19 protein-coding genes, 3 tRNA genes and 2 pseudogenes are annotated in these 26,022 nt (G+C 38.1%); 4 read left to right on the top strand and 20 right to left on the bottom strand.

What is annotated here, in order from left to right:
* Positions 1-119 precede the first annotated feature (119 nt).
* Positions 120-491: an ISAon1 family transposase N-terminal region protein gene (locus A4V03_RS08660; RefSeq protein WP_065537581.1), complete on the top strand. Its 372-nt coding sequence runs from the start codon at positions 120-122 to the stop codon at positions 489-491.
* The gene (locus A4V03_RS08655; protein WP_236588648.1) at positions 484-1,467 is read left to right on the top strand and encodes an ISAon1 family transposase; all 984 of its coding nucleotides are present in this window, start codon (positions 484-486) and stop codon (positions 1,465-1,467) included. Before A4V03_RS08660 ends, A4V03_RS08655 begins: the two co-directional genes overlap by 8 nt.
* Positions 1,468-1,583: 116 nt before the next feature.
* On the opposite strand, the gene A4V03_RS08650 is transcribed toward A4V03_RS08655, so the two are convergent.
* The 6 genes from A4V03_RS08650 to A4V03_RS08625 form a co-directional block, all read right to left on the bottom strand.
* Positions 1,584-1,657, bottom strand: a tRNA-Arg gene (locus A4V03_RS08650).
* Between the two features lie 21 nt (positions 1,658-1,678).
* Positions 1,679-1,752, bottom strand: a tRNA-Arg gene (locus A4V03_RS08645).
* Between the two features lie 20 nt (positions 1,753-1,772).
* Positions 1,773-1,846: transfer RNA gene (locus A4V03_RS08640), tRNA-Arg, on the bottom strand.
* A gap of 80 nt (positions 1,847-1,926) precedes the next feature.
* Complete coding sequence (locus tag A4V03_RS08635) at positions 1,927-4,227, bottom strand: patatin-like phospholipase family protein (RefSeq protein WP_065538580.1); 2,301 nt, start codon at positions 4,225-4,227, stop codon at positions 1,927-1,929.
* 171 nt (positions 4,228-4,398) lie between these two features.
* Positions 4,399-6,444, bottom strand: coding sequence for a molecular chaperone HtpG (gene htpG, locus A4V03_RS08630; RefSeq protein ID WP_065540352.1), 2,046 nt, complete (start codon positions 6,442-6,444; stop codon positions 4,399-4,401).
* A 133-nt stretch (positions 6,445-6,577) separates the two neighbouring features.
* On the bottom strand, positions 6,578-9,109 hold the full coding sequence (locus A4V03_RS08625; RefSeq protein ID WP_065538579.1) for an ATP-dependent Clp protease ATP-binding subunit: 2,532 nt from the start codon (positions 9,107-9,109) through the stop codon (positions 6,578-6,580).
* A gap of 355 nt (positions 9,110-9,464) precedes the next feature.
* Here A4V03_RS08625 and gyrA point away from each other — a divergent pair, with 355 nt between their 5' ends.
* Positions 9,465-12,041: a DNA gyrase subunit A gene (gene gyrA / locus A4V03_RS08620; RefSeq protein WP_065538578.1), complete on the top strand. Its 2,577-nt coding sequence runs from the start codon at positions 9,465-9,467 to the stop codon at positions 12,039-12,041.
* A gap of 32 nt (positions 12,042-12,073) precedes the next feature.
* Positions 12,074-13,288, top strand: coding sequence for a tetratricopeptide repeat protein (locus A4V03_RS08615; protein WP_008022355.1), 1,215 nt, complete (start codon positions 12,074-12,076; stop codon positions 13,286-13,288).
* Positions 13,289-13,511: 223 nt separating this feature from the next.
* Here A4V03_RS08615 and A4V03_RS08610 read toward each other — a convergent pair.
* The 14 genes and pseudogenes from A4V03_RS08610 to A4V03_RS08545 all read right to left on the bottom strand — a co-directional run.
* Positions 13,512-13,802 (bottom strand): annotated as a pseudogene (locus A4V03_RS08610) (universal stress protein); the annotation flags it as partial.
* Positions 13,803-13,945: 143 nt separating this feature from the next.
* Positions 13,946-15,727 (bottom strand): IS66 family transposase, encoded by a 1,782-nt coding sequence (gene tnpC, locus A4V03_RS08605; RefSeq protein WP_065538577.1) that lies wholly within the window; start codon positions 15,725-15,727, stop codon positions 13,946-13,948.
* Between the two features lie 86 nt (positions 15,728-15,813).
* Positions 15,814-16,158 (bottom strand): IS66 family insertion sequence element accessory protein TnpB, encoded by a 345-nt coding sequence (tnpB, locus tag A4V03_RS08600; RefSeq protein ID WP_065538204.1) that lies wholly within the window; start codon positions 16,156-16,158, stop codon positions 15,814-15,816.
* 1 nt (position 16,159) lies between these two features.
* The gene (locus A4V03_RS08595; protein ID WP_016272333.1) at positions 16,160-16,528 is read right to left on the bottom strand and encodes a hypothetical protein; all 369 of its coding nucleotides are present in this window, start codon (positions 16,526-16,528) and stop codon (positions 16,160-16,162) included.
* An 81-nt stretch (positions 16,529-16,609) separates the two neighbouring features.
* Positions 16,610-16,763: pseudogene (locus A4V03_RS08590) on the bottom strand (universal stress protein); the annotation flags it as partial.
* A 77-nt stretch (positions 16,764-16,840) separates the two neighbouring features.
* Positions 16,841-17,131 (bottom strand): hypothetical protein, encoded by a 291-nt coding sequence (locus A4V03_RS08585; RefSeq protein WP_004295969.1) that lies wholly within the window; start codon positions 17,129-17,131, stop codon positions 16,841-16,843.
* Between the two features lie 128 nt (positions 17,132-17,259).
* Positions 17,260-18,093 (bottom strand): tetratricopeptide repeat protein, encoded by an 834-nt coding sequence (locus A4V03_RS08580; RefSeq protein ID WP_065538576.1) that lies wholly within the window; start codon positions 18,091-18,093, stop codon positions 17,260-17,262.
* 18 nt (positions 18,094-18,111) lie between these two features.
* A complete protein-coding gene (locus A4V03_RS08575) occupies positions 18,112-19,941 on the bottom strand; it encodes a BatD family protein (RefSeq protein ID WP_065538575.1) in 1,830 nt (609 codons plus the stop codon).
* A gap of 31 nt (positions 19,942-19,972) precedes the next feature.
* Complete coding sequence (locus A4V03_RS08570; protein ID WP_180323261.1) at positions 19,973-20,695, bottom strand: tetratricopeptide repeat protein; 723 nt, start codon at positions 20,693-20,695, stop codon at positions 19,973-19,975.
* Positions 20,696-20,703: 8 nt separating this feature from the next.
* A complete protein-coding gene (locus A4V03_RS08565) occupies positions 20,704-21,732 on the bottom strand; it encodes a VWA domain-containing protein (protein ID WP_065538573.1) in 1,029 nt (342 codons plus the stop codon).
* A gap of 45 nt (positions 21,733-21,777) precedes the next feature.
* The gene (locus tag A4V03_RS08560) at positions 21,778-22,761 is read right to left on the bottom strand and encodes a vWA domain-containing protein (protein ID WP_065538572.1); all 984 of its coding nucleotides are present in this window, start codon (positions 22,759-22,761) and stop codon (positions 21,778-21,780) included.
* A 49-nt stretch (positions 22,762-22,810) separates the two neighbouring features.
* Positions 22,811-23,899 (bottom strand): hypothetical protein, encoded by a 1,089-nt coding sequence (locus A4V03_RS08555; RefSeq protein ID WP_065538571.1) that lies wholly within the window; start codon positions 23,897-23,899, stop codon positions 22,811-22,813.
* On the bottom strand, positions 23,899-24,768 hold the full coding sequence (locus A4V03_RS08550) for a DUF58 domain-containing protein (RefSeq protein WP_065538570.1): 870 nt from the start codon (positions 24,766-24,768) through the stop codon (positions 23,899-23,901). The genes A4V03_RS08555 and A4V03_RS08550 overlap by 1 nt, the downstream gene beginning before the upstream one ends.
* An 82-nt stretch (positions 24,769-24,850) precedes the next feature.
* Positions 24,851-25,846 (bottom strand): AAA family ATPase, encoded by a 996-nt coding sequence (locus tag A4V03_RS08545; RefSeq protein ID WP_065538569.1) that lies wholly within the window; start codon positions 25,844-25,846, stop codon positions 24,851-24,853.
* Positions 25,847-26,022 lie beyond the last annotated feature (176 nt).

The following is a 26,022-nucleotide window of genomic DNA, read 5'->3' as shown; positions in this document are numbered from 1 at the left end:
ACAACCGCTTGATTGGGTACCAGTATTATAACTCATCGTTTACGATTAATCACCCACAGGGTTTTCGGGGCTCAGTCTGAAAATTTGGGGGATTGCGTTAAAATTCTTATTTTTGCATCATGAAAACATCCTCTTCCCAAACGATTGATCCTGTTGCTTCTTTAAGCTTGTTCTTGCCTTCAGGAATCCTTGATTACTTCACCCTAGTCAATCATGTATCTCAGGATACTTGCTTTATTCTTTATTTAGAGGAGAAAGCGACTATTCCTTCCGAGTACTCTGATCTCCATCTTCACTCAAAAGGTTTCCTCCCTGAGATTGAAGTTCAGGACTTCCCTATCCGTGGTAAAGCCGTTTATTTACGTATCAAGCGTCGTCGCTGGGAAGATCCATCCACCGGGCAGACGTATAGTCGTGACTGGAGTTTGGTAGCCACCGGTACTCGCATAACCGCTGAGTTCGGTGCTTTTTTAAAAGAATTACTTGGATAATCACGCTGTTAGCTGCCAAAGTGTAGCCGAGCATTACTGCATGGATGGCAAACAGCTTCAAAGCCAATATAAGGACCACCTGAGTGACTTCCAGAATTGGGATCAGAGAGCACATGCCCAAGAGTATATCCTTTATCCAAAGAATATGGGTTATCACCTATGTATTGACGAGACGGCTTTAAGCAAGGGAGATCTTTATACCATCTTAATAAATAGAGATAAGCGAGGCAGGAAAGGTTCTATTATAGCTGTAATTCAGGGCACTAAAACCGATGATATCATTGCGGTACTTACAAAGATGCCACAGGAGCTGCGGAATCAAGTCAAAGAAATCACACTGGATATGGCAGGGAGCATGCAAAAGATTGCGAAAACGTGCTTTCCACGTGCCATGCAGGTGATTGATAGGTTTCATGTACAAAAACTTGTATATGAAGCTGTACAAGAGTTGCGCATTACATATAGATGGCAAGTGATAAAAGAGGAGAATAAAGCCATGAAAGCGGCAAAAGAGAAGGGGGAAGTATATAAAGCGGAAGAACTCGAAAACGGAGATACACTCAGGCAATTATTGGCCAGAAGCAGATATTTATTATTTAAATCACCTGATAAATGGACCAAGAGTCAGAAAATCAGGGCAGAATTACTTTTCAAGCAGTTTGAAGATATTAAGCACGTATATTACTACTCATTGGAGTTGGGAAAGATATTTTCCACAAACTATGACAAGGATGTAGCAAGAGCAAAGCTGGCACTATGGTATAATAAGATTGAAGAATATGGATACGATACATTCACAACAGTAGCAAACTCTATTGAGAACCATTACGAAAGGATTTTAAACTTCTTTGTGAACAGGAGTACAAATGCAGCTGCAGAAGCATTCAATGCTAAAATCAAAGCATTTAGGGCATCATTTAGAGGAGTCGTGGATATGAGATTCTTCCTTTTTAGGCTAGCAAAGGTATATGCATAAATGGAAGTTACAAATATTAATCCCCCAAGAATTACAACTGAGCCCGAAAAAGACCGATTTCTTCGATGAAATGGGGAGAAAAATAAAATCCTCCACATAAAATGCAGAGGATTAAGTGATCGCGACAGGATTCAAACCTGTAACCGGCTGATCCGTAGTCAGCTACTCTATTCAGTTGAGCTACGCGACCCTATATTTTGCAATTTTTCAGTGACCGCGACAGGATTCAAACCTGTAACCGGCTGATCCGTAGTCAGCTACTCTATTCAGTTGAGCTACGCGGCCATTTTGTTAATTCAAAAAAGTGATCGCGACAGGATTCAAACCTGTAACCGGCTGATCCGTAGTCAGCTACTCTATTCAGTTGAGCTACGCGACCATTATTTCGTTTTAACGGGTGCAAAGATACGGACTTTTCCTGAATTAGCAAGCTTTTCAGCAACTTTTTTTTGTAGAAAATTATTCTATGAACCGATAATTGAATAGTTGCCAACCTATACTTAGTCCGACATTCCACTCTCTTTTCGGTGAGCTATAATGATTTACATAAGCAGAGATGTCTCCAAAAGGTAATTGGCATACAACAGAAATTTCTCCTAAATATTCAAACTTGGAGAAAGCTTTTCCATAATATGCTTTATTCAACGAGTTTTTTTCGATTGGATAAATGGGCATAAAACCATAAAATTCTCCCCGAAGATGAAACATTTGGTTTAAACGGTAAATAGGTCGAATACCGACCCCTATAAATTGATTGGCCCGGAAGGCTTCGTTGTAGGTCAATTTACTATGTAGCGTGGGAGAAAACTCTCCAGCCTGCATCATTGTAGCCGTATAGTTCTCGGAAAAGTTTTTAGAGGCATATAATGCCTTCAAGTACCATCCTAAAACCCAATGTTCACTCATATTATGGTATTTCTCTTTCATGTATGATAATTGCAACCATGAGTGATGGTTTTTATTATTGTTGGTGGTGATACTTCCTTCGTCTGGGTAGAATCGTTCTTTTCCAACGAAAATTTGGGCAACAAGAGCTTCTCTGTATCCACGTGTGGGGTATTGTTTGGAATTTAGGGTACTTCCGTTAAAACTGATTGATCCACCGAATAAATCATAGCGACTTTTGTCAAATTTGTCATTTCCAAAGTCAATGACGCTTTTCTGAAAATATTTATCTTCTATTTTCGCAATTCCGACCCCAAACTCTGCTCGCTTGCTCGAAAGGAAGGGTAATCCGACCTGCAATTTTAAGAAACGTTCGTCTTTCTGATTAAAGGCAGGGGTGTTATTTCGTGAGAAAAGTTTGTTTTTCTTGAAATAGTCAAAAGTACTGATTGAGCCTATAAGGCGGTATGAGGTAGGAATGGCAGTGGCGAAGTCAATTTTTGCCATAAACTGCACGTTATTATACACTTTTCCGAGTTGTCCGTCGAGGATAAACTCTTTGGCATAGTAGTTTAAATCCTGATAGCTAAGCCCCAGATAGATCTGATTGGAGTTGGAAGTGGATATATTTCCTCCCAACCGCACCGCAAATTTATTTTCTAATTTCACCTTTAAATGTAGATCGTAGGTGTCGTCTTCCGGATTATAAATTGCATGCGGTATAATTTCGGAAATCATTTTATCAGATAACAATCGGAAATAGCCTTGTTTTAAATCCTCATAAGTGAATTCTTTGTTATCTGATTTATGAAATTCTCTTTTAATATATACTTGTTGTTGGGGATTAGCTCCGTCGATGATGATATTTTTAAAGCGTAGCTCCGGAAAATTACTCCGGTATACCATTCTTCTTAAACGTATATTGTCCAGATTTACACGCCGATGAATACGACTTTTGATTGAATCCATCATGCTGATGGTTCGATTATATCCTATATCATGTAATTCGTCAATGCGTTGAAAATCCATTAGATTAACATTGTCATATTTGAACGTCATTAAAATCCCCATGGAGTCCGGAATGGAATAGTCGGTTTTCTGCATCACCATATTCTCAATTTGACTCATGAGATCATTTTCTTTGGGTTTAGTGGGATTGGTTGACACGACGCTTCCTATGATGACATCCGGATGAAAATCATCTCTCATGACATCTGTAGGAAAGTTATTATAAATACCTCCGTCATAGGCTAATACATTGTCTATTTCAATAGGTTTAAACATGAACGGGAAACTCATGGAAGCTCTGACGGCATCTCCTAAATCTCCTTCCTTCATGACTAATTGTTTCTTGTTGTATACATCGGACGCAATGCAACGGAAAGGAACAAGAAGTTTATCAAAATCTCCCTTACAAGCAGCTGTGGCACGTGCGTACAGGTCTACAAAAACGAGATTCATCTGAATTGGATTGACAACACTGGTAGGCAGAAATTGAGGTTTGAAATTTTTCAGTGAGTCTTTGAATGAAAAACGAATATTGAAAAATTCGGGAGTGGGAAGATTCTTTTTGAAATGATATACATATTTCTCTTCTACTTCTCCGGAATACCATCGTTTAAAATCTTCCGACTTGAGAAGTTCTACCATGTCGTCAGGAGAGTATCCCATGGCATATAAAGAACCGACAATGGCTCCCATGGAAGTGCCTGCAATGTAATCAATAGGAATGTTGTTTTCCTCCAAAGCGCGAATGATACCAATGTGCGTCATCCCTTTGGCGCCACCACCGCTTAATACAAGTCCTACTTTTTGGGCATGGATAGCCGGAATAATCAGCCATAAAGTAATTAACACTAAAAGAATCTTTCTCATAACCCAAATCAAACAATTGAATTTTTTGTCTATTAAGTGTTCAAATATATACAATACTTTTCAATTAATCGATATTTTACCGATTGTTTTAAATTGAAAAAGAGCATTACAACATGTATTTAACGTTGAATGCTCTTTCTTGAAGTATGTGTAATGTTTAAAGGGGCGATATTAAATCAATTCTATGCTACGTTTTACGAAGTTATTCAAAGCTTCACCTCTTAGCATATTGTTTTGCAATAAGGCCAAATCGATCAGCTGGCGGATAACTTTATTATTGCTTGCGTAGCCGATAAAGATAGCTTCTTTCTTACCTTTCAGATCATCCCACTTCTTATCCAGATTGTTTAGTTCATCTTTTTCTGATGTGGGGATTTCTTCTTCTTTTTTATCCTTTTGCTTGTCTTTCAACTCATTGCGTTGTTTGTTGACATTGTCCATTTCAGAAAGTATCGGAGCTACTTCTGCCTGACAAGCGCTTTCTTCTTCATTCAATACCTGTTTTATCAACTTATGGTCTGAATTCAGAATTAGATTAAACATATCAGGCATTTCACCATAGAAACTCATTCCGGCCTGAATATTCGCCATTTCTTTCATACGACGCATATATTCGCTTTGAGTAATCATGACTGGAGCTGAATTTTCTCCTAATGCCTGTGTCATGACATTGAATTCAACTTTATCCATTTTAGGCAATTGACTCTTGAAGGCTGTTGTGATTGCATCCTGTTTATTGGCTTCCAACGTTTCACCTTTCTTATCTTCTTTTACAATAAGATTGTCAACAACATCACTGTCTACACGAGTGAAACGGGATTTTTCAAGTTTTTGTTCCAGCATGCTCACCATAGCTACATCCAACTGGCCATCCATGAGCAGAACATTGTATCCTTTGTTGGTGGCAGCTTCAATATAACTATATTGTTCGTCCTTGTTATTTGCATACAGATAAATTAGGTTTCCATCTTTATCTGTCTGATTATCTTTAATAAGGGTCTGATACTCTTCAAATGTGTAATGCTTGTCATTTGTATCGGTGAAAAGGGCGAATTTTTGCGCTTTATCATAGAAATCCTCTTGTGTGAGCATTCCATAATTGATAAATATTTTTAAATCATTCCACTTTTCCTCAAACTGCTTGCGGTCATTCTTGAATATAGATTGCAAACGGTCGGATACTTTCTTTGTGATATAAGTTGAAATCTTCTTCACGTTCGAATCGCTTTGCAAATACGAACGGGAAACGTTCAACGGAATATCCGGAGAATCAATAACACCATGTAACAAAGTCAGGAAGTCCGGCACAATACCTTCAACCGAGTCTGTAACATATACCTGGTTGCAATATAACTGAATCTTATTCTTATTTAATTCAATATTGCTCTTTACCTTCGGGAAATAGAGGATACCGGTCAGATGGAATGGATAATCAACATTCAGGTGAATCCAGAATAGTGGTTCGTCAGACATCGGATATAGTTTACTGTAGAATGATTTGTAATCTTCATCCGAAAGTTCGCTAGGTTTACGTGTCCACAAAGGAGTGGTATCATTGATTATATTATCTTCGGCTGTTTCTACCTGTTTGCCGTCTTTCCATTCTTTCTTTTTTCCAAATGCAATAGGAACAGGAAGGAAACTGCAATATTTCTTCAGAAGCTCGGAAATACGTGTTTCTTCGAGGAATTCTTTGCAGTCATCATCAATGTATAAGATGATGTCTGATCCACGGTCGGCTTTTTCAATTTCTTCAATAGTGAATTCAGGGCTGCCATCACAAGTCCATTTTACGGCTTGTGCACCATCTCTGTATGATTTAGTGATAATTTCCACTTTCTTTGCAACCATAAAAGCAGAGTAGAAGCCAAGTCCGAAATGTCCGATAATGGCATTTGCGTCATTCTTATATTTCTCCAGGAAGTCGTTAGCTCCTGAAAAGGCAATTTGATTGATGTACTTTTCAATTTCCTCTGCAGTCAAACCGATACCACGGTCAGAAATAGTAATAGTATCTTTACCCAATTCAACGTGAATGGTTAAATCACCCAGTTCACCCTTAAATTCGCCAATAGAAGCAAGCGTATTCAGCTTCTGAGTGGCGTCTACTGCATTGGATACTAACTCGCGTAGAAAAATCTCATGGTCACTGTACAAAAACTTTTTAATGATAGGGAAGATGTTCTCTGTTGTAACCCCAATATTACCTTTTTGCATCATACGTATATTTTTTAGTTTATCTATTGATTAATTTTAATTGATGTTTGTTCAGATAGAGACAAAAAAAATGCCAGACCCGAAGGCCTGACATTATGGCATATTATTTTATTTTCTTATTCAGGAAATAATCTTATTCCGGAATAACAACTTTCATCTCCAATTCACCTTTTTCTTCATTGAGAGATACCTGAATAGTATCTCCCTCTTTTAAAGAGGAGGAAATAATGAGTTCGGATAAACCGTCCTCCAGATAAGTTTGAATTGCTCGCTTCAAAGGGCGGGCGCCATATTGTACGTCATATCCTTTACCAGCGATAAATTCTTTCGCCTTATCTTCAATAACAAGCTTGTAACCAATAGATTCTATTCTATCATACAATCCTTTCAGCTCTATATTTATAATCTTTGTTATTGCTTCTAGGGAAAGTTGGTCAAACGTGATTATTTCATCTATACGATTGATAAACTCGGGCGCAAATGATTTATTTAAAGCCTTTTGTATTACGCTTCGCGAGAATTCTTTATCATCCAGGCGGCTTTGTGTCGCAAAACCAACGCCACGTCCAAATTCTTTTAATTGGCGGGTTCCTATATTGGAAGTCATGATAATAACGGTATTTTTGAAATCTACCATTCTGCCATAACTGTCAGTCAAACGACCTTCATCCATTACCTGAAGTAAGATATTGAATACGTCCGGATGTGCTTTTTCTATCTCATCAAGCAATACAATTGAGTATGGTTTGCGGCGCACTTTTTCTGTCAGCTGACCACCTTCTTCATATCCTACATATCCCGGAGGTGCTCCAACCAGGCGTGAAACGGTGAATTTCTCCATGTATTCACTCATGTCAATACGAATTAGTGCATCAGCAGAGCCAAACATATATTTGGCTAACTCTTTTGCTAAGTGAGTTTTACCAACTCCTGTCGGACCTAAGAACATAAATGTCCCAATTGGTTTATTAGGGTCTTTTAATCCTACACGGCTTCGCAAAATAGCTTTAACCAGTTTTTCTATTGCTGTATCTTGTGCGATAACTTTAGCCTGCAAATCATCTTTCATACCTGCGAGTTTGATACCTTCAGCCTGTGCCATCCGTTGTACTGGAATGCCTGACATCATTGAGATAACATTGGCAATTTCTTCTGCATCAACAGTTTGTCTGTTTTCTTTCAGGTTGGCTTCCCATTCTTTTTTCATTTTATCCAATTGAATAGAAAGCTCTTTTTCTTTATCACGGAAGCTGGCTGCAAGTTCGAAATTCTGCGATTTCACAGCTTCATTTTTCTTGCTTTTGGCTTCTTCGATCAGTTTTTCTTGTTCTTCTATCTCTTTGGGCACATTGACATTGGTAAGATGTACACGTGAACCGGCTTCGTCTAAAGCGTCAATAGCTTTATCAGGGAAATTACGATCTGTGATATAGCAGTCTGTCAGCTTGACACATGCTTCCAATGCTTCATCCGTATAATACACATTGTGGTGATCTTCATATTTATCCTTGATATTACGCAAAATCTGCAAAGTTTCGGCAGCGGTAGTCGGTTCTACTATTACTTTTTGGAAACGACGTTCCAAAGCGCCATCTTTCTCAATGTTCTTACGATATTCATCAAGAGTGGTAGCGCCAATACATTGTATTTCACCTCTTGCCAATGCCGGTTTTAGCATATTGGCAGCATCCATAGAACCTGCCGCAGAGCCTGCGCCTACAATCGTGTGGATTTCATCAATGAATAATATTACATTCGGATTTTTCTGTAATTCATTGAGAATGGAACGAATGCGTTCTTCGAATTGTCCACGATATTTGGTTCCTGCTACAACAGCGGTCATATCAAGAGCAACAACTCGTTTATCAAAGAGAATCCGCGAAACCTTTTTCTGAATGATTCTTAATGCAAGACCTTCAACAATCGCTGATTTTCCTACACCAGGCTCACCAATCAAAATCGGATTGTTCTTTTTGCGGCGACTTAAAATCTGCGCTAAACGTTCGATTTCTCTCTCTCTGCCGACAACAGGATCCAAGCGTCCTTCTTCTGCCGCTTTTGTCATGTCAGTGCCGAAATTGTCAAGTACCGGCGTGTCATTAGATGGCTTCTTAGAAGCGGTTTGTGCCAGTTGGCGTTCGTCTGAACCACCTTTGCCGGAACGAGGAGAAGACATTTCTTCGTCATCATCATCGTCTTCTTCCGTAAAACCCATGCCAGCATTTATATCTGGCTGCAATGTAGCTTGCTCCAACACTTTCACATAATTTATACTATTTGCTTCAAGTACAGAAGCGGCCGTATTGTTTTTTTCTCTTAAAATAGCTAATAATACATGTTCTGTATCAGCGATGTTGCTTTTCATTCCACGAGCCTCTAAAATACACATTTTTAATATCTTTGCCGCATCATTAGATAACGGTACCTCTGCATCAGGCAATAACATGTCATCAGCTTCTGTTTTCAATTGAACTTCAATCTGTTGCTTTATTGCAGCTAGATTGGTGTTGAGTTTAGACAATATCTCGATAGCTTTTCCTTCACCGTCACGGAGGATTCCTAAAAGCAGGTGCTCGGGGCCTATATACCTACTTCTCAGCCGATTCGCTTCTTCCTTACTATAGACGATAATGTCGGAAACTCTTTGTGAGAATTGATTATTCATACTTTTCCTTTTCTTCTAAGGGTTATTTACTGGCAAATATACGCATTAATCAAGTTTGTATTGCAATATTTGCTTTATTTCTTATATCTACAAATGGCGTGCCATAAAAACAGTGTATTTGCATTATATATATTAAGGTATAACAAATATTCAGCTCTTTTTTACCAATGTTATCTATCTTTCCATATTATATTTATCGTTTTTATCTTTTCATTTTCGAATTTTAAAGTTTAATGAATTGTCATCCCGGTTATGATAAAACTTTCTTTCTAAAAACTTTCGTATATCGGGGAAAAGTAGTACTTTAGCGTGGTTTTTTACAAACCGTAGAATGTATAATTAATAATCATTTTAAATGCTTGAACAAGACAGAATTATAAAGATTAACATCGAGGAGGAAATGAAGTCATCGTACATTGACTACTCCATGTCGGTCATCGTTTCACGTGCCCTTCCGGATGTTAGAGATGGATTTAAGCCTGTTCACCGTAGAATTTTATACGGAATGATGGAATTGGGCAATACTTCAGACAAACCTTATAAGAAATCAGCCAGAATTGTGGGTGAGGTACTTGGTAAGTACCATCCTCATGGAGATTCTTCTGTTTATTTTGCAATGGTGCGTATGGCTCAAGAATGGGCAATGCGTTATCCTTTGGTAGATGGACAGGGAAACTTTGGTTCTGTAGATGGTGATAGTCCTGCTGCTATGCGTTATACAGAAGCTCGCCTTAATAAGTTGGGTGAAGCAATGATGGATGACCTGTATAAGGAAACCGTTGATTTTGAGCCTAACTTTGATAATACGTTGGTGGAACCTAAAGTTATGCCGACACGTATCCCGAATCTTTTGGTGAATGGAGCATCTGGTATTGCTGTAGGTATGGCTACCAATATGCCTCCTCATAATCTTTCGGAAGTAATTGAAGCATGTGAGGCATATATTGATAATCCGGAAATTACGGTAGAAGAACTGATGGAATTTGTCAAAGCACCAGATTTTCCTACTGGCGGGTTCATATATGGTGTGAGTGGTGTACGTGAGGCATATTTGACTGGGCGTGGACGTGTAATTATGCGTGCGAAAGCCGAGATTGAAAGCGGACAGACACATGATAAGATCGTCATAACCGAGATTCCTTATAATGTAAATAAAGCTGAATTGATTAAGTATATAGCTGATCTTGTAAATGATAAGAAAATAGAAGGTATCTCAAATGCTAACGATGAATCTGACCGTGACGGTATGCGCATTGTTATTGATGTAAAACGTGATGCAAATGCAAGTGTAGTGTTGAACAAACTCTATAAAATGACAGCTTTGCAAACATCTTTTGGCGTAAACAATGTTGCTTTGGTTCATGGACGTCCAAAAACGTTGAATCTGAGAGATTTAATTAAATACTTCATCGAACATAGACACGAAGTTGTTATTCGTCGTACTCAGTTCGATCTTCGTAAAGCAAAAGAACGTGCACATATTCTTGAAGGTTTGATTATTGCTTCAGATAATATTGATGAAGTAATTCGTATCATTCGTGCAGCAAAAACTCCTAATGACGCTATAGCAAGCTTGATTGAGCGATTTAACCTGACAGAAATTCAGTCTCGCGCAATTGTAGAAATGCGTTTGCGTCAATTGACAGGTCTGATGCAGGATCAGCTTCATGCAGAATATGAAGAAATAATGAAGCAGATAGCTTATTTGGAAAGTATTTTGGCTGATGATGAAGTATGCCGTCAGGTAATGAAAGATGAATTGTTAGAAGTTAAAACGAAATATGGAGATGAACGCCGTTCTGAAATTGTTTATTCTTCAGAAGAGTTCAATCCGGAAGACTTCTATGCAGATGATCAGATGATTATTACAATTTCTCACATGGGTTATATCAAACGTACTCCGTTGACTGAATTCCGTGCACAAAATCGTGGTGGTGTAGGTTCGAAAGGTACGGAGACCCGTGATGAAGACTTTGTAGAACATATCTATCCTGCTACCATGCACAATACGATGATGTTCTTTACACAAAAAGGCAAGTGCTATTGGCTGAAAGTATATGAAATACCTGAAGGAACGAAGAATTCTAAGGGACGTGCTATTCAGAACTTGTTGAATATTGATTCAGACGATAATGTAACTGCATACTTGCGTGTGAAGAGTTTGGAGGATTCTGAGTTCATTAATAGTCATTATGTATTATTCTGTACTAAGAAAGGGGTAATAAAGAAAACATTATTAGAACAGTATTCTCGTCCTCGTCAGAATGGTGTAAATGCCATAACTATCCGTGAAGATGACAGCGTTATTGAAGTTCGTATGACGAATGGCAATAATGAAATCATCATTGCCAACCGTAATGGACGTGCAATTCGTTTCCATGAAGCAGCAGTTCGTGTGATGGGACGTACAGCAACAGGGGTACGTGGTATTACATTAGATAATGATGGTCAGGATGAAGTAGTAGGAATGATTTGTATTAAAGATTTGGAGACGGAATCTGTGATGGTAGTTTCCGAACAAGGATATGGCAAACGTTCTGAAATAGAAGACTATCGTAAGACGAATCGTGGCGGTAAGGGTGTGAAGACCATGAATATTACCGAAAAAACAGGTAAGTTAGTAACAATTAAGTCGGTAACCGATGAAAATGACTTGATGATTATCAATAAATCTGGTATCACTATTCGTTTGAAAGTGGCTGATGTTCGTATTATGGGTCGTGCTACTCAAGGTGTTCGTCTGATAAATCTAGAAAAACGTAACGATCAGATTGGTTCGGTATGTAAGGTTATGACAGAAAGTCTTGAAGATGAAATTCCAGCAGAAGAAGCAGAAGGAACAATCGTGAGTGATCAGAATGCTGATGCTCCTGATATGGATGATACAGCAGGGGTAAATGAAAACGAAAGCAACAACGAAATCGAGGAATAGACATAATATTAATAATTAATCAAACAACAATCATGAAAAGAGTATTATTTTCGATGGTTTTATTGATGGCTGTTAGCTTCTCATTCGCACAGATGAAAAATGTGAAAGAAGCAAAGAGTATGGCTAATGACGTAAAACCTAATTTTAAGCAGGCTGAGCAGCTTATTAAAGAAGCTATGAAGAATCCTGAAACGAAGGATCTTGCTGACACATGGGACGTTGCTGGATTTATTCAGAGACGTATCAACGAAGAGCAAATGAAAAATGCTTTTTTGAAAAAACCGTATGATACATTGAAAGTATATAATAGTATACTGAAAATGTATGAATACTATACTAAGTGTGATGAATTAGCGGAAATACCTAATGAAAAGGGAAAAGTTAAAAACAAATACCGGAAAGCAAACGCGTCAAGTATGTTGGCTGAACGTCCTAATTTGATTAATGGTGGTATTCAGTATTTTAATTTGGATAAGAATAAAGAAGCTTTGAAATTCTTTGCAACATATGTTGAATCAGCTTCGTATCCAATGCTAGCTGATAAAGAATTGGCTAAGAATGATACTCTTATCCCACAAATTGCATATTATGCTACATTGGCTGCTGATAGGGTAGGTGATAAAGATGCAATTATTAAATATGCCCCAATGGCTTTATCTGATAAGGATGGAGGTAAATTTGCAATGCAATTGATGGCCGATGCTTATAAAGCTAAAGGTGATACAGCTGCTTGGATTAAATCTTTGGAAGAGGGTATCCTTAAGTTCCCTGGAAATGATTATTTCTTTGCTAATTTGGTTGATTATTATAATAGTTCTAATCAAGCTTCAAAAGCTATGGAGTTTGCTGATAGAATGTTGTCTAATGATCCGAATAATAAGTTATATTTGTATGTGAAAGCATATCTTTATCATAATATGAAAGAATATGATAATGCAATTGAATACTACAAGAAAGCTATTGCTGCTGATCCGGAATATGCAGAAGCATACTCAAATGTGGGTTTGGTATATTTGATGAAAGCACAGGATTATGCTGATAAAGCAACAACAGATATTAATGATCCTAAATACGCTGAAGCACAAGCTGTGGTTAAGAAATTCTATGAAGAAGCTAAACCATTCTATGAAAAAGCTAGAGCTTTGAAACCTGATCAACAAGATTTATGGTTGCAGGGGCTTTATAGAGTTTATTATAACTTGAATATGGGACCTGAATTTGAGGAAATCGATAAACTTATGAAGTAATCGTTTCTAGGAAAATATAAGTCTTGAAAAATAGAAGAAGGTTGCTAGAAATAAGTAACCTTCTTTTTTTATAATCTAGATTATAAAAAAAGAAGAAATCATTTGAGGGAATATGCATTTTTCAAAGGAGCAATGTTATTATATTACTCCTTTTTATATTAAACATAATACTTATTATTCCCTAATCGTGAATGCCCATTTTTTGCTTGATTTGAACAAGGCTCTAGCTGTTAATAACAAGTAATGGCGTATCAGAATGAAAAATCATTTTTCTAGCAATACTTGGATTAAATAACCGAGCAAATATATTCCTTTTGTAAGAAGTCAAAGTGATTATATCTATTTGATTATCTTTGATATACTGATCAAGTCCTTTTAATAAATTATCGTTCATTACTACATCATAATGAATTTCAAGCCCTGGATACTGCTTATGAAAATATTCTTTTATACCTGCTAGTTTTATTTCATTCCAAGTATCTTTGGAATCAGTTAGATGTATTAAAGATACAGAAATTAGAGAAGTCGATGGGAATTAAAATCTTTTTTGACTTATTTTCTGTTTTAGGCGTAATCATTCTATTTTCCGCCACGACAATTTTATCGGCTGTTTTTCAGCCGATAAAATAAAAATGCCCGCAAGAAAATATTTTTGTTTTAACATTCCGGTTTATAAAAACATGGTAGAAGAGTCTTCTTGTCGCAGTCCTTACCATGAAGAATACATTCGAACAGGTGCTTCAGGTAATCCTGAGGGTCTATGCCATTAAGCTTACAGCTTTCTATCAGAGAGAAGATGAATGCCGAGTTTTCTGCCGCATCCTCACTGCCTATGTTCATACAGTTCTTGAGCAACAGCTTTACCGGTTTCATCCTTTGTTCACAGAGGTTGTTCGATATTTCCGCTGCACCGTCCTTGAGGATATTTCTCAGGGACTTCCACTGGTTTAACGTATAATTGACAGCCTTTCTCATCAGTTCGTTAGCCATAATCTTCGCATCCTGCATCATCATGACCACCTTATGATGGATACTTTCAAGGATCGGTCCTGTAAGCTTCCGTCTTTTCCCCCTTATCTGCTCACCGCTGAGCTTCATGGTGCGGAACAGATCTTCATTCATGAACATATCGCCGATGGAGTCTATTATCTCCATCGCTGTCCTGTCCGAAGGCAAGGCGTCAACCCACAACCTTCTGCAGTGCGTCCGGCATCCTATATGAAGCACCTTTGAGTCTTCTCCATCAAACATTCTGTAAACCGTATATCCGTCAGTGGAAAGGGTCCCCATAAAATGTTCCAGGAACGACTTCGCCACATCGGATGACCTGCTGCCGTTGTTATAGTGGTAATAGACCATCTTCATATGCTTTGCAAAGAATGCCCATAAGTACTTTCTCCTGTAAGCCTTGCCTTCCTTTGTTTCGATGCCTACAAGTTCGGTCGTCTCATCAACCATAAGATATTCAGCCTGCTGTACAAACCCCTTGAAGACCTCTCCGATAAAATCCTTGAGTTTGGCGATTCCGTTATGGATATAGCTGTTCAGTGTGGTGTTGCTTATGTGGATGCCCTCTCTGGCAAGCAGTCTTATCTGTCTGTTCTCAGGCATACTGAAGTCATATTTCAGACAGAGCAGACGGGCAAGCAGTTCAGGGGAGAAAATACCTCCAAGTTTTTTCAGCGGATGTTCCATTGTGCTTACAAAAGTTCCGTCTGCAAGCTTTACCCTTGCCACCTTATACACATGCTCCACGTTATGAGCCCTTACATGTTCTATAACCCTGTATTCCCACACATCAGGCATACCGTTGCGGTTCATGAACCGTCCTCCTTCGGGAAGCGTGTAATACTCGTCCACTTCATGTACTACTACTTTGTCAACTTTCAATTTGGTTTTCACGGCACGTGGTGCAGTTTCCTTTCTTCTTGAAGGTTGGCTGTCCTGTGCAGGTGTGCTACCAGAAATGGTACTGCTGCCGGTTTCGTTACCGTCAGCCTTATCGTTGTCATCATCCTTTCTGTCAGAACCGTCATATTCGGACTTATGCAGTGCAGACTTGTCAAGGTTACGGTTGTTCAGCAGTTTTCTTTGCTCGGAAGTACGGCCGAAACGGTGTTTCCTGCTGTCCTCCAGCTGAAGCCTGAGATTGGATATCTCGTTTGCCAGCATCCGGTTCACCTCGTCTTTCGCTTCAAGCTGCTTTCTCATAAGCTCCATTTCTTTCCTATAATTTTCAACCGTAGTTGATTGCTTTTCGAGGGAATCTTTGAGGTCATTGATTGTATCAACCAGAGCCTTGGAGTTCTCTTTATTGGATTCTTCAATGGCCTTAAGCCTCGCAATCAGTTCGTTTACCTGTTTGCGAAGCCCTGCCTTTTCCTCATTCGCCAGACCCAACTGGCAGCAAAGTAACTCGTATGCCCTTTCATCAATCATGATATAAAGGTACGAAAAATCAGGCAGTTACGCAAACTTTTTATCGTTTATTTTTATATTATTTACTGATAATCAATACGGTAATATTAATCTTTTGAACTAACATACATCTTGTCAACTACAATACTTTCCGTAAGATAGGCCATGTCTGACCATTGTATCCGGTAGCATTTGGAGACCTCATCAAATACCGGTTTCTTGAACTTTCCCATGACAGGACGTTTCTCGTAAAGCACATAAAAACCGCGTTCATAATGAAGTATCTTCACAACCTTCCGGTTACGGGACATGAACATATAGACGTTGGAGGCATCGCTCGGGTCAAGTGACATCTCTTCCCTTATACTCTCACATAATCGGAAAATACCTTTCCGCAGATCAACATTACCGTTGAACAGGTAATAGTTCAGGTTAGCACTCAGTCCCAGCATGTCATCCTATCATTTTATTAAGCAACAAGCTCAAATCAAGAACTGTGGTGTTTCTCAGGAACAGCGTTGCGCCTGATGCCAATTGTAATTTTACCCATCTTATCGGAGCTTCACCTTCGGGCTGTCTCACTTCCATTTTCACGGTTGGACTGTTGCAGGGATTGCCGGTTATCTGCACCTTGGCAACCTTGGGTTGATCAACCTGGACTGTCTTGCCTAACTTCTCACTCCATAGCTGGTGGCGCTGCCAGTTCATGAACTTGTCGTAATTCACTCCATAATCCGCACAGAACTCGCGAAGGTCTTTGGTTTCGCAGCACAGCTGATAGAGGTCGTACACCTCCTGATAGTTTACTTTTTCTTTTGCCATAATCTTTGTTAGTAATTGGTTATGGCGCAAAGATATGCTGGGTTGCGATGCGTGTCAAGGCGGAAAATAGAATGGTTACGTTTTAGGCTCCTTCTCTCCCACTATACTTTCAGACAGCCATGTAGACGCTTACGTTATGAATGTATGTTTCTACACCTTCATTTTCCAAGATATTCTTTAAGATCTGCGCTTTGGTGTATGTCAGAATGGCTAAAGTTACTAATTTGTCTTCCATAAATGTACATTTTATAAGGTGAAAACAAATAAGAAATCCCAATTGTTTGATTCAATTGGGATTCAGTTTGTTATATTTTAAACTTGCACAGATTCGGTAGCCTGTTCTTTTTGCATACTCATATTCAATTCATCTAAGATTTTTAAAGCCCGATCAAGAACAGTCGTATCATCCAACATTACAAGCCCCCCATCTGGACCGGGCTCAAGATGTATTCCGACACTTTTTCCCTCCTTGAAATTGTGTCCTCCGAAGAAGTTTCGCACTGTATCTACGTGTAAACCAAGTTCGTCTGCTATTCTATGCATGCTACCGCTAGGCAATGAATCTTTGATTTTACGAAGTTCATTAAACGTTATTGTTCTCATGTCTCATAAATTTAATGGTTAATATTATGTGATTTTTTTATCACGCTATAAACTTAAGAAAAAAAAAAGATAAAACAAATTATTTGCTTATCTTTTTTTCTTGAATTTATAAAATCTATTAATGCCCTTTATATTACCTCAATAGCGGAGGCTGGTATCCATCCAACTTTTCCATCTTCCAGCCGAATTTCTTTCCATTCTTTCATGGAATTATCTTTGACACTTACCTTTCTCCCTTCATGGAGAATAAACAAGCTGGTACCGCTTTCGCTTGGAGTACTTCTAACTGTTACACTTGGGTTCATTACTATAGCTTCATTTCGATTGACTAAATGTTCTTTTTGTCGTGAAGCGAAAAGATTAGAGCAAATGGTGACAATCAGAAAAACGATTCCTGATATGAAGCCTACTTTCTTTAACACAATCTGTTTAGAGAATATAAAAAAGTAAAGAGCTATAATTAATAGAATAAAGGAAACAATACCCCATGTGGCCCATGCATCTACACTCATGCTATTTGTCAGAGACTTGATCCATGAAACAAAGAACACTTCAGGAACAGGCTCCACTTTGTCTATTGTCTTTGCGCGTGCCACTTCAAGATTAGCACGTATATCGCCATTTCCTGGTTGCAACAACAAGGCACGCTCATAATTTAAAACAGCTTTCGCTATCTCTCCTATTTTATAATAACTATTTCCCAAATTGTAATAAACGGCAGCAGCTTCTCCATTTTTTAATAATGCTTCATATATTTGAATAGCTGCTGCATAATCTTCTTTTATATATGCGGAATCGCCTTCAGCTTTTGTGGCATCTTCCAGTGTGTTACTGGAAAATGTGGTATGTGAAGCGCGGATAGAATCAGTACCATTGGTTTGTTTAGAATCAATGCTTAACGGATCTTGTGCAAAACAAGTAAGTGACATTGATAGTAATATAAAAAATAATATCTTTTTCATGACACAATCTCTTTTGGGTTAATGTTTTATTGAATTTTCCATTTTGCTTATTACCTCTATTGAAGAAGAATAAACTTTATCCATAGCTTGATTTTCATCACCTGGAGCAAAGCGGGCAAATTCACAATCATTCAATGCATTCAGGAATTCTTTAATCAGTTCCTCATTTACTCCATGATTTTTTAGCTTCTCTTCAATATTATCTTTAGATAAACGAGATACCGGAATATTCAGTTTGTCACTTATATATCCCCACAGTGCCTTTAAAACTTCATCATAGAAAGCATCTTTCTTATTTTCTGAGAGTAATTTTCCAGCTAACTTCATACGTTTTATTGCTACTTTATTGGCTTTTTTCGTACGCATTTTAGCTACGTTTGCATTTTCAGCTGCTTGTTTACGATAAATTATAAAGAAAATAATGAAGGCAAGAGCCGGAATGATATAGAATAGCCAATATGTCATTGAACCATAAAAGAAACTTCCTTTAGTTTGGAGAGTAACTTCGTTTTGTTTGATGTAACGGATGTCTTCACCTAATACTTTCAAATCCTCTTTATTAGTGAAGTTAGCAATTACTTGATCTGCATTACCCGTACCTTTCTCAACGCTTATTACATATTCTTCTGTTTTCAGCGTTTTATAAGATTTGGAGCGAATATCAAAATAGCTGAAAGATACTCCTGGAATCTTATATGTTCCAGCATGTCTCGGAATTGCTAAATATTCGATAACCTTATTACCTGTAAGTCCTTCTCGGGTTAATCTGACTTGATTGTCTACTTTGGGATCGTATACTTCAAAATCATCTGGGAATTTAATTTCCGGATTAGAAATTAACTTCAGGTTACCTGTACCGGATATTACTAATTTAATAGTAATAGCATCATTGGTCTTCAGTTCCTTGTTGTTGATAGATGAAGAAATATTGAACTCTCCCACTCCACCGGAGAAATCTGTCGGTTTACCTGCAGGAAGCGGATTTACATTTATTGCTATTTTAGGGGTGGAAATTGATTTTTTTATTTCAATGACATTACTTCCTCCATTAAAAAAAGCATCAAAAGGATCATCAGATTGTACAGGTTTACCGACTGTCATCTGGAACTGAGCAGGATCAATATATAGTTTTCCTGATTGTTGCGGGAAGAGAACGAACTGGCGATAAACTGTCGTATAGTAATTACGTCCCTGATAATGTTCTGGAGTCCATCTCGCATTTGTAGTCATTTCAATTTCTTGAGAATGGAAGCCTTTAAAGTCGGGTAACTTTGCATTATTTAGTTGTAAATTGGATTCTCTGGTGTATATTTTATAGGTCAAGACAAATGCTTCCTGTTCGTACACATTCGTTTTACTGGCACTTGCTGTAATAAATAAGTCTTGGTTAGAAACCCCTGTACTAGATGAGGAATGTGTAGAAGAGCTACTGCTGTTACTTTGCCCGTTATTACCACCTTGATCTTGCGGCAATACTTTAATTTTTACTGAATTTGATATCATTTGATCACCATCAGCAACAATTGAGGCACCGGGTATTGTGTATTCTCCGGCATTATTTGCCATTAATATGTACGTGAATGTAATACTACTACTAGATGTAACATTACCATTCACTATTTGAGTATTACTTTGTTGTGAACGGCTTGGTCCCATCAATACATCAAAACCTTTGATCGATGGTGCCCGGAAATCTTTCACTTTTTGTGTAGTAACAGTATATGACAGCCTGAATTGGTCGCCCACTACCACAACATCAGGAGCAGAAGCAGTAAAAGACACTTTATCAGCAAGCACCTGAGTGCTATATGCTATCAATGCCATCAATATAATAATCAGTTTTTTCATTGCTTATGAAATTTATATCATCAACTTTATATTACCAATCTTTTTCTAAACGACCACCTTGCATAACTTTTTGTTGCTTTTTCACTTTGTCTTGCACATCTTTTTCATCCTGCATTACAGAATTCAGCAATTGTTCAGCATTCTCTTTTGACATCTGGTTATCTTGTTTTTTTTCAGACTTCGGTGGTTGCTGCTGATCTTTCTTTTCATCTTGTTTCTGATCTTTCTGCTTGTCTTTATTCTGGTCTTGTTTTTGATCTTGCTTTTGTTGATCTTTATTCTGATCCTGATTTTGGTCTTGATTCTGCTGATTTTGTTGATCTTTCAACATTTTCTGTGCAAGAGCCAAATTGTATCGGGTTTCATGATCGGCAGGATTATTACGCAGGGACATTTTATAGGCATCTACAGCCTTTTCATAATCTTTACCAGCTTGGAAAAGTACTCCCATATTGTGGTAGATATGGGCGAGCTTCATTTTATCCTTTTCAATTTTGCTGGCTGATACGTATTGTTCCATGGCATCCTGAAACTTTTGCTGTTGCGAAAGGGTATTTCCCAAATTGTACATAGATACTGTAGACTTGGGATTTGCTTCCAAAGCTTTCCGGTAGTTTACCTCTGCGTCAACAAATACACTATCATTAAACAGGCGGTTTCCTTTACGGATATAGTCGCGTTCTGCTTTCTGAGCCGAGACACCGGCTGTCGCTAGCAGAAATACAGCGAATAGAATATATTTACTTTTTAACATACGTATAACTATTTCTTATTAGAAAACAGGTGAATGTTCTTAAATAAAGGATTCTTGCGGTCCAAAATTAAGATTTCTGCCAATAACAATAGTAGAATAACCCATGCAATAGCTTGGAATTGTTCGTTAAACTCTGTATATACTTTCGACTCTACATCAGACTTCGCCATTTTGTTCACTTCTTGATTGATAGCTCTTTGGGCTGAATTAGAGTTGTCTACTCGTACATATATACCTTTTCCTTCCTTAGCAATTTCCTGACACATAGCCTCATTCAAACGGGTAACAATCACATTACCTTCCCGGTCGCGGCGATAATCATTCGTTCCTTCTACCAGAATGGGGGCACCATCAGGCATACCTACTCCCAATACACTTACTTGGATACCTTTTTCTGCAGCAGCTTTAGCGGCTTCCACTGCACCACCCTCATGATTTTCACCGTCAGTAATAACAATAATAGCACGTCCTACCCCTTCTTGTGGAGTGAAACTACGAGCTGCTAAATTGATTGCTTCTCCGATAGCTGTACCCTGTTTAGAAATCAACGAAGGATTGATGGACTCTAAAAACATCTTAGCAGAAATATAGTCGCTTGTTATTGGTAGCTGAGTAAAAGCGTCACCTGCAAATACAATCATACCTACCTTATCATTGTCAAGTTCATCCACTAATCTGGAAATTAGTCTTTTTGCTTTTTCCAGACGGCTAGGTTGTACATCTTGAGCTAACATAGAGTTTGAAATATCCAAAGCTATAATTACCTCTACTCCTTTACGCTTAACCGTTTCCAGCTTAGAACCGAATTGGGGGCGTGCTAATAATACGGAGAACAAGCCAATAGCAACAAAAATAATCCAGAATTTTACATCCGGACGATATTTGGATACATCGGGCATCAATTGAGCCAATAAAGTCGGGTCCCCGAAGCGTCGGATATTTTTTCTTCTCTTGTAGTTGGAATACAAGTAGAAAGCTGCTAAAAAAGGTAATAACAGCAATAAGTATAAATATGTAGGTTCTCCAAATCGAAACATCTTCTTACTATTTTATGATTGACAAATAACGATTGACAAACATTCTTATGGAATTTTCTTGAGTACCGAATTGCGTAATAGTACTTCCAACAAGACACAGAGGAAAGCTGCTAAAGCAAACAAATGATATTCTTCGTCCCGCTTACTATACTCTTTTACATTCAGTTTCGTCTTTTCCAGTTTATCAATTTCTTCATATACTTCTTTAAGCTTTGAGTTGCTCGTAGCCCGGAAATAGTTACCATCTGTCGTTCCGGCAATCTCTGTCAATGTTTTTTCATCAATTTCTACCGGCATACTTACATATTGCACCGTATTTCCGACTGGATAAGGATAAGGAGCCATTCCATTGGTACCTACTCCGATAGTATATACACGAATACCAAAGCTTTTTGCTATTTCTGCTGCTGTCATAGGAGAAATATCTCCTTTGTTATTTGTACCATCCGTCAATAAGATAATAACTTTGGATTTCGCTTTGCTATCTTTTAAGCGGGTTACAGCATTTGCAATACCCATACCGACAGCAGTACCGTCAGTGATAAGACCACATTTGATATTATGTATCATATCCAACAATACAGCATGGTCTACAGTCAACGGACATTGGGTGAAAGTTTCTCCTGCAAATAATGTAATACCGATATTATCATTGGGACGTCCATTGATAAACTCTGCAGCTACGTCTTTAGCAGCTTCCAGTCTGTTCGGCTTCAAGTCTTCAGCCAGCATACTGGTAGAAACGTCGATAGCCAGCATAATATCAATTCCTTCTATCTCACTGTTCTGCCACTTATTAGTAGTTTGCGGGCGTGCAAGAACCAAAATAACCAGTACTAAAGCAAGGCAGCGTAATAGAAATGGAGCATGCAACAAATAATTCTTATAACTTTTAGGTGTATGCGCATATACCCGGGCATCTGAAATTTGAAGAGTTGCTTCACTTTTCTTTTGCTTCAGGATATACCATACAATATACGGTATAAGCAATAATAGCAAAAACAGATATTCAATATTGGCAAAAACCATTTTATTTATGATTTAACAGTTTACTATTTAGTATTAAGCTATACATCCTTTATACAAAAAGATTGTATAACTGTAGACCTATATATATAAAGGTACCGATCAATGCTGCTGATAACAATGCAATTCCACAAATCAGCATAGCTTTAACGCGTAAAGAGCGTTTCTCAATAACAGTGATTTCCGTTGGCTGCGTTTTCTGATTTTCCTCTTCTGGTTGTTTGGTCTCATTGATAAAATCAATGGCATTAATCAAATTGGCATCATTTTCATTCATCTGAGGATTATGCTTGGCGAACTTCACTAAATCAGCAGTCTGGAACAATAGTTTTAGGTCTGATATGGCCTCTTTATCATTCATTTCCAGTAACTGATTGATTATTTCAGAAGAAGTCATTTCCAATGCATTAAATCCGAAACGATCCTTAATATATGTACGAATGGTATCGGTAAGTTCGGTATAATATTCCTTCGGTTGCCCTTTCTGCCAAACCTTCTCTGCTTTGATACGTTCTATCTCTTTCATTGCAGCCTGATGTGGCGGCAATTTAGGTTCAACTTTTATTTTACGGATAATAGGTTTATTATCACGTATACGAATAATGAGATAGATTAATAAACCAAGCAAAGGTAAAGCCAGGAATGAACAAGCAAGCAATCCATACCAATCTTCCCACGCAAAAGGAGCTTTCATCACAGGTTTCTGCCCAAAAAACTGGTCCGGATGTAATGTATCAACCGGCATCGAATATACTTTCAATGCCAAAGCTTTGGATTTATATACTTTATCATCTACGGTAACTGGCATTGGTGGTAGATAATATAGAGCAGAATCAAAGGAAGTGATAATGTATTCTTGAGTAATCAACATTCGTTGGCGATCATTCAAAAATTGAGTATCCGGTTTGACTGTTTCTATAATTTCCACACCTCTTACCAATGTATCAGTGTAAGTAGGAAAAATAGCACGCTGTTTAGCATCCATGGCTACTTGCAATTGCACTTTCGCCTGTTCGCCAATCAGTATCTGCAATGAATCAATTTTTGCTTCTACCGTGACAGACTGTGCTGCTGCTTTGCCTACAGACAATAGAGCTAATAATGCTATCAGAATAATATTTCTATTCATCTTTGATTCCATTAATTTCGTTTGGCAAATAAATTCAACAATGCCTTTACGTAATCCTGATCGGTTCTGACAGATACAGCATCCACGTTACTTTTAGTAAAAGTATCGTTAAGTTCAGTCTGCTTTTGTATCCACCAGTCACGATGTGCCCGGCGTACAGCTTTGGAAGAGGTATCAATCCATTGTTCATGTCCAGTTTCCGCATCTTTGATTCGCATCAGTCCTACTGGGGGAAGCTCACTAACCCTCCTGTCGTACACTTGTAATGCTACTACATCATGTTTTCTATTAGCAATGGTCAGTGCATTCTTAAAGCTGTCCTGATCAATAAAGTCTGATAAGATAAATGCGGTGCAACGTCTTTTCATCACGTTTGTCAAATATTCTAAGGCAAGACGAATATTTGTACGACGGCTTTCCGGCTGAAAATCAATCAATTCACGGATAATATATAAGATATGCTTACGTCCTTTTTTGGGAGGAATAAACTTTTCTATCCGGTCTGAAAAGAAAATCACACCAATTTTATCATTGTTCTGGATAGCAGAGAAAGCAAGCGTGGCAGCGATTTCCGTTACCATATCTTTCTTCAACTGCTTGATCGTACCAAATTCCAAACTTCCGGAAACATCGACCATTAACATAACTGTCAGTTCGCGTTCTTCTTCAAACACTTTCACATAAGGTTTATTAAAGCGCGCAGTCACATTCCAGTCTATGTCACGTATATCATCACCGAATTGATATTCACGAACTTCCGAAAATGACATACCCCTACCCTTGAAAGCCGAATGATATTGGCCTGCAAAGATATTGTTAGACAATCCTCGTGTCTTTATTTCAATTTGGCGAACTTTTTTTAGTATTTCACTTGTTTCCATTTATACAGTAGTTAAGTAGTAAGTAGTTAAGTAGTCATGTATAGATTTAATGACTACTTATTGACTATATTATAACTACAAATTAGGGCACTTCAACCTTATTCAGAATCTTACTGATGATTTCGTCCGAAGTCATATTATTAGCTTCAGCTTCGTATGTCAATCCAATACGATGGCGGAGAACATCATGTGCTACAGCGCGTACATCTTCCGGAATTACGTAACCGCGACGCTTGATAAATGCATACGTACGAGCAGCCAAAGCCAGATTGATAGATGCACGAGGTGAACCTCCGAATCCGATCATATCTTTCAGTTCCTTGAGATCATACTTTTCAGGAAAACGGGTTGCAAATACAATATCTACAATATAACGTTCAATCTTCTCATCCAAATACACTTGACGAACAACTTTACGTGCTTCAATAATTTCGTCCGCTTTGAGAATAGGCTTCACACTAAACTTCTCACCATTGATATTTTGGCGAATAATCAGTTTTTCTTCTTCCAGCTTCGGATAATCAATGACAACTTTCAGCATGAAACGGTCAACTTGTGCTTCAGGAAGCGGGTAAGTACCTTCTTGTTCGATAGGGTTCTGAGTAGCCAGTACAAGGAAAGGTTCCGGCAATGTGAATGTTTCTTTACCAATAGTAACCTGACGTTCCTGCATTGCTTCCAGTAAAGCACTCTGTACTTTAGCAGGAGCACGGTTGATTTCATCTGCTAATACAAAGTTTGCGAAAATTGGTCCTCGCTGCACTTTAAAAGATTCATCTTTCTGACTGTAAACCATTGTACCAATAACGTCGGCAGGCAATAAATCCGGCGTAAACTGGATACGGCTATACTTCGCATCAATCAGAGAAGCGAGTGTTTTAATAGCCAAAGTCTTCGCCAAACCAGGCACACCTTCCAAAAGAACGTGACCATCGGAAAGTAATCCGATAAGCAGTGATTCAACCAAATGTTTCTGACCAACAATGATTTGGTCCATCCCTGTCGTAAGATTGGTAACGAAAGCACTTTGTCTTTCAATCCGCTCATTTAGCTCGCGGATATCAATTGATTCAGCCATAAATACTTAATATTTTATTATTTAAATCCCTTTTATTTTATGTAAGCCTTTCCTATGTTGCAAGGCTTCTTATTTTGCCTTCAAAAGTACGCCATATAATTAACGATTGCAACTAATTTTTATTAAAAAACAATGTGAAATCTTTAGATTAAGGTACTTTCATACGCTTTTGTACA

Source organism: Bacteroides caecimuris (genome assembly GCF_001688725.2).
GTDB lineage: Bacteria > Bacteroidota > Bacteroidia > Bacteroidales > Bacteroidaceae > Bacteroides > Bacteroides caecimuris.
This window is presented reverse-complemented; position numbering and strand designations above follow the sequence as displayed.

What these genes read in the sequence shown, in the direction of transcription:
- A4V03_RS08660 (WP_065537581.1), top strand. Translation starts at nt 120, where the DNA reads ATGAAAACATCCTCTTCCCAAACGATTGATCCTGTTGCTTCTTTAAGC.
- A4V03_RS08635 (WP_065538580.1), bottom strand. Translation starts at nt 4,227, where the DNA reads ATGAGAAAGATTCTTTTAGTGTTAATTACTTTATGGCTGATTATTCCG.
- htpG (WP_065540352.1), bottom strand. Translation starts at nt 6,444, where the DNA reads ATGCAAAAAGGTAATATTGGGGTTACAACAGAGAACATCTTCCCTATC.
- A4V03_RS08625 (WP_065538579.1), bottom strand. Translation starts at nt 9,109, where the DNA reads ATGAATAATCAATTCTCACAAAGAGTTTCCGACATTATCGTCTATAGT.
- gyrA (WP_065538578.1), top strand. Translation starts at nt 9,465, where the DNA reads ATGCTTGAACAAGACAGAATTATAAAGATTAACATCGAGGAGGAAATG.
- A4V03_RS08615 (WP_008022355.1), top strand. Translation starts at nt 12,074, where the DNA reads ATGAAAAGAGTATTATTTTCGATGGTTTTATTGATGGCTGTTAGCTTC.
- tnpC (WP_065538577.1), bottom strand. Translation starts at nt 15,727, where the DNA reads ATGATTGATGAAAGGGCATACGAGTTACTTTGCTGCCAGTTGGGTCTG.
- tnpB (WP_065538204.1), bottom strand. Translation starts at nt 16,158, where the DNA reads ATGCTGGGACTGAGTGCTAACCTGAACTATTACCTGTTCAACGGTAAT.
- A4V03_RS08595 (WP_016272333.1), bottom strand. Translation starts at nt 16,528, where the DNA reads ATGGCAAAAGAAAAAGTAAACTATCAGGAGGTGTACGACCTCTATCAG.
- A4V03_RS08585 (WP_004295969.1), bottom strand. Translation starts at nt 17,131, where the DNA reads ATGAGAACAATAACGTTTAATGAACTTCGTAAAATCAAAGATTCATTG.
- A4V03_RS08580 (WP_065538576.1), bottom strand. Translation starts at nt 18,093, where the DNA reads ATGAAAAAGATATTATTTTTTATATTACTATCAATGTCACTTACTTGT.
- A4V03_RS08575 (WP_065538575.1), bottom strand. Translation starts at nt 19,941, where the DNA reads ATGAAAAAACTGATTATTATATTGATGGCATTGATAGCATATAGCACT.
- A4V03_RS08570 (WP_180323261.1), bottom strand. Translation starts at nt 20,695, where the DNA reads ATGTTAAAAAGTAAATATATTCTATTCGCTGTATTTCTGCTAGCGACA.
- A4V03_RS08565 (WP_065538573.1), bottom strand. Translation starts at nt 21,732, where the DNA reads ATGTTTCGATTTGGAGAACCTACATATTTATACTTATTGCTGTTATTA.
- A4V03_RS08560 (WP_065538572.1), bottom strand. Translation starts at nt 22,761, where the DNA reads ATGGTTTTTGCCAATATTGAATATCTGTTTTTGCTATTATTGCTTATA.
- A4V03_RS08555 (WP_065538571.1), bottom strand. Translation starts at nt 23,899, where the DNA reads ATGGAATCAAAGATGAATAGAAATATTATTCTGATAGCATTATTAGCT.
- A4V03_RS08550 (WP_065538570.1), bottom strand. Translation starts at nt 24,768, where the DNA reads ATGGAAACAAGTGAAATACTAAAAAAAGTTCGCCAAATTGAAATAAAG.
- A4V03_RS08545 (WP_065538569.1), bottom strand. Translation starts at nt 25,846, where the DNA reads ATGGCTGAATCAATTGATATCCGCGAGCTAAATGAGCGGATTGAAAGA.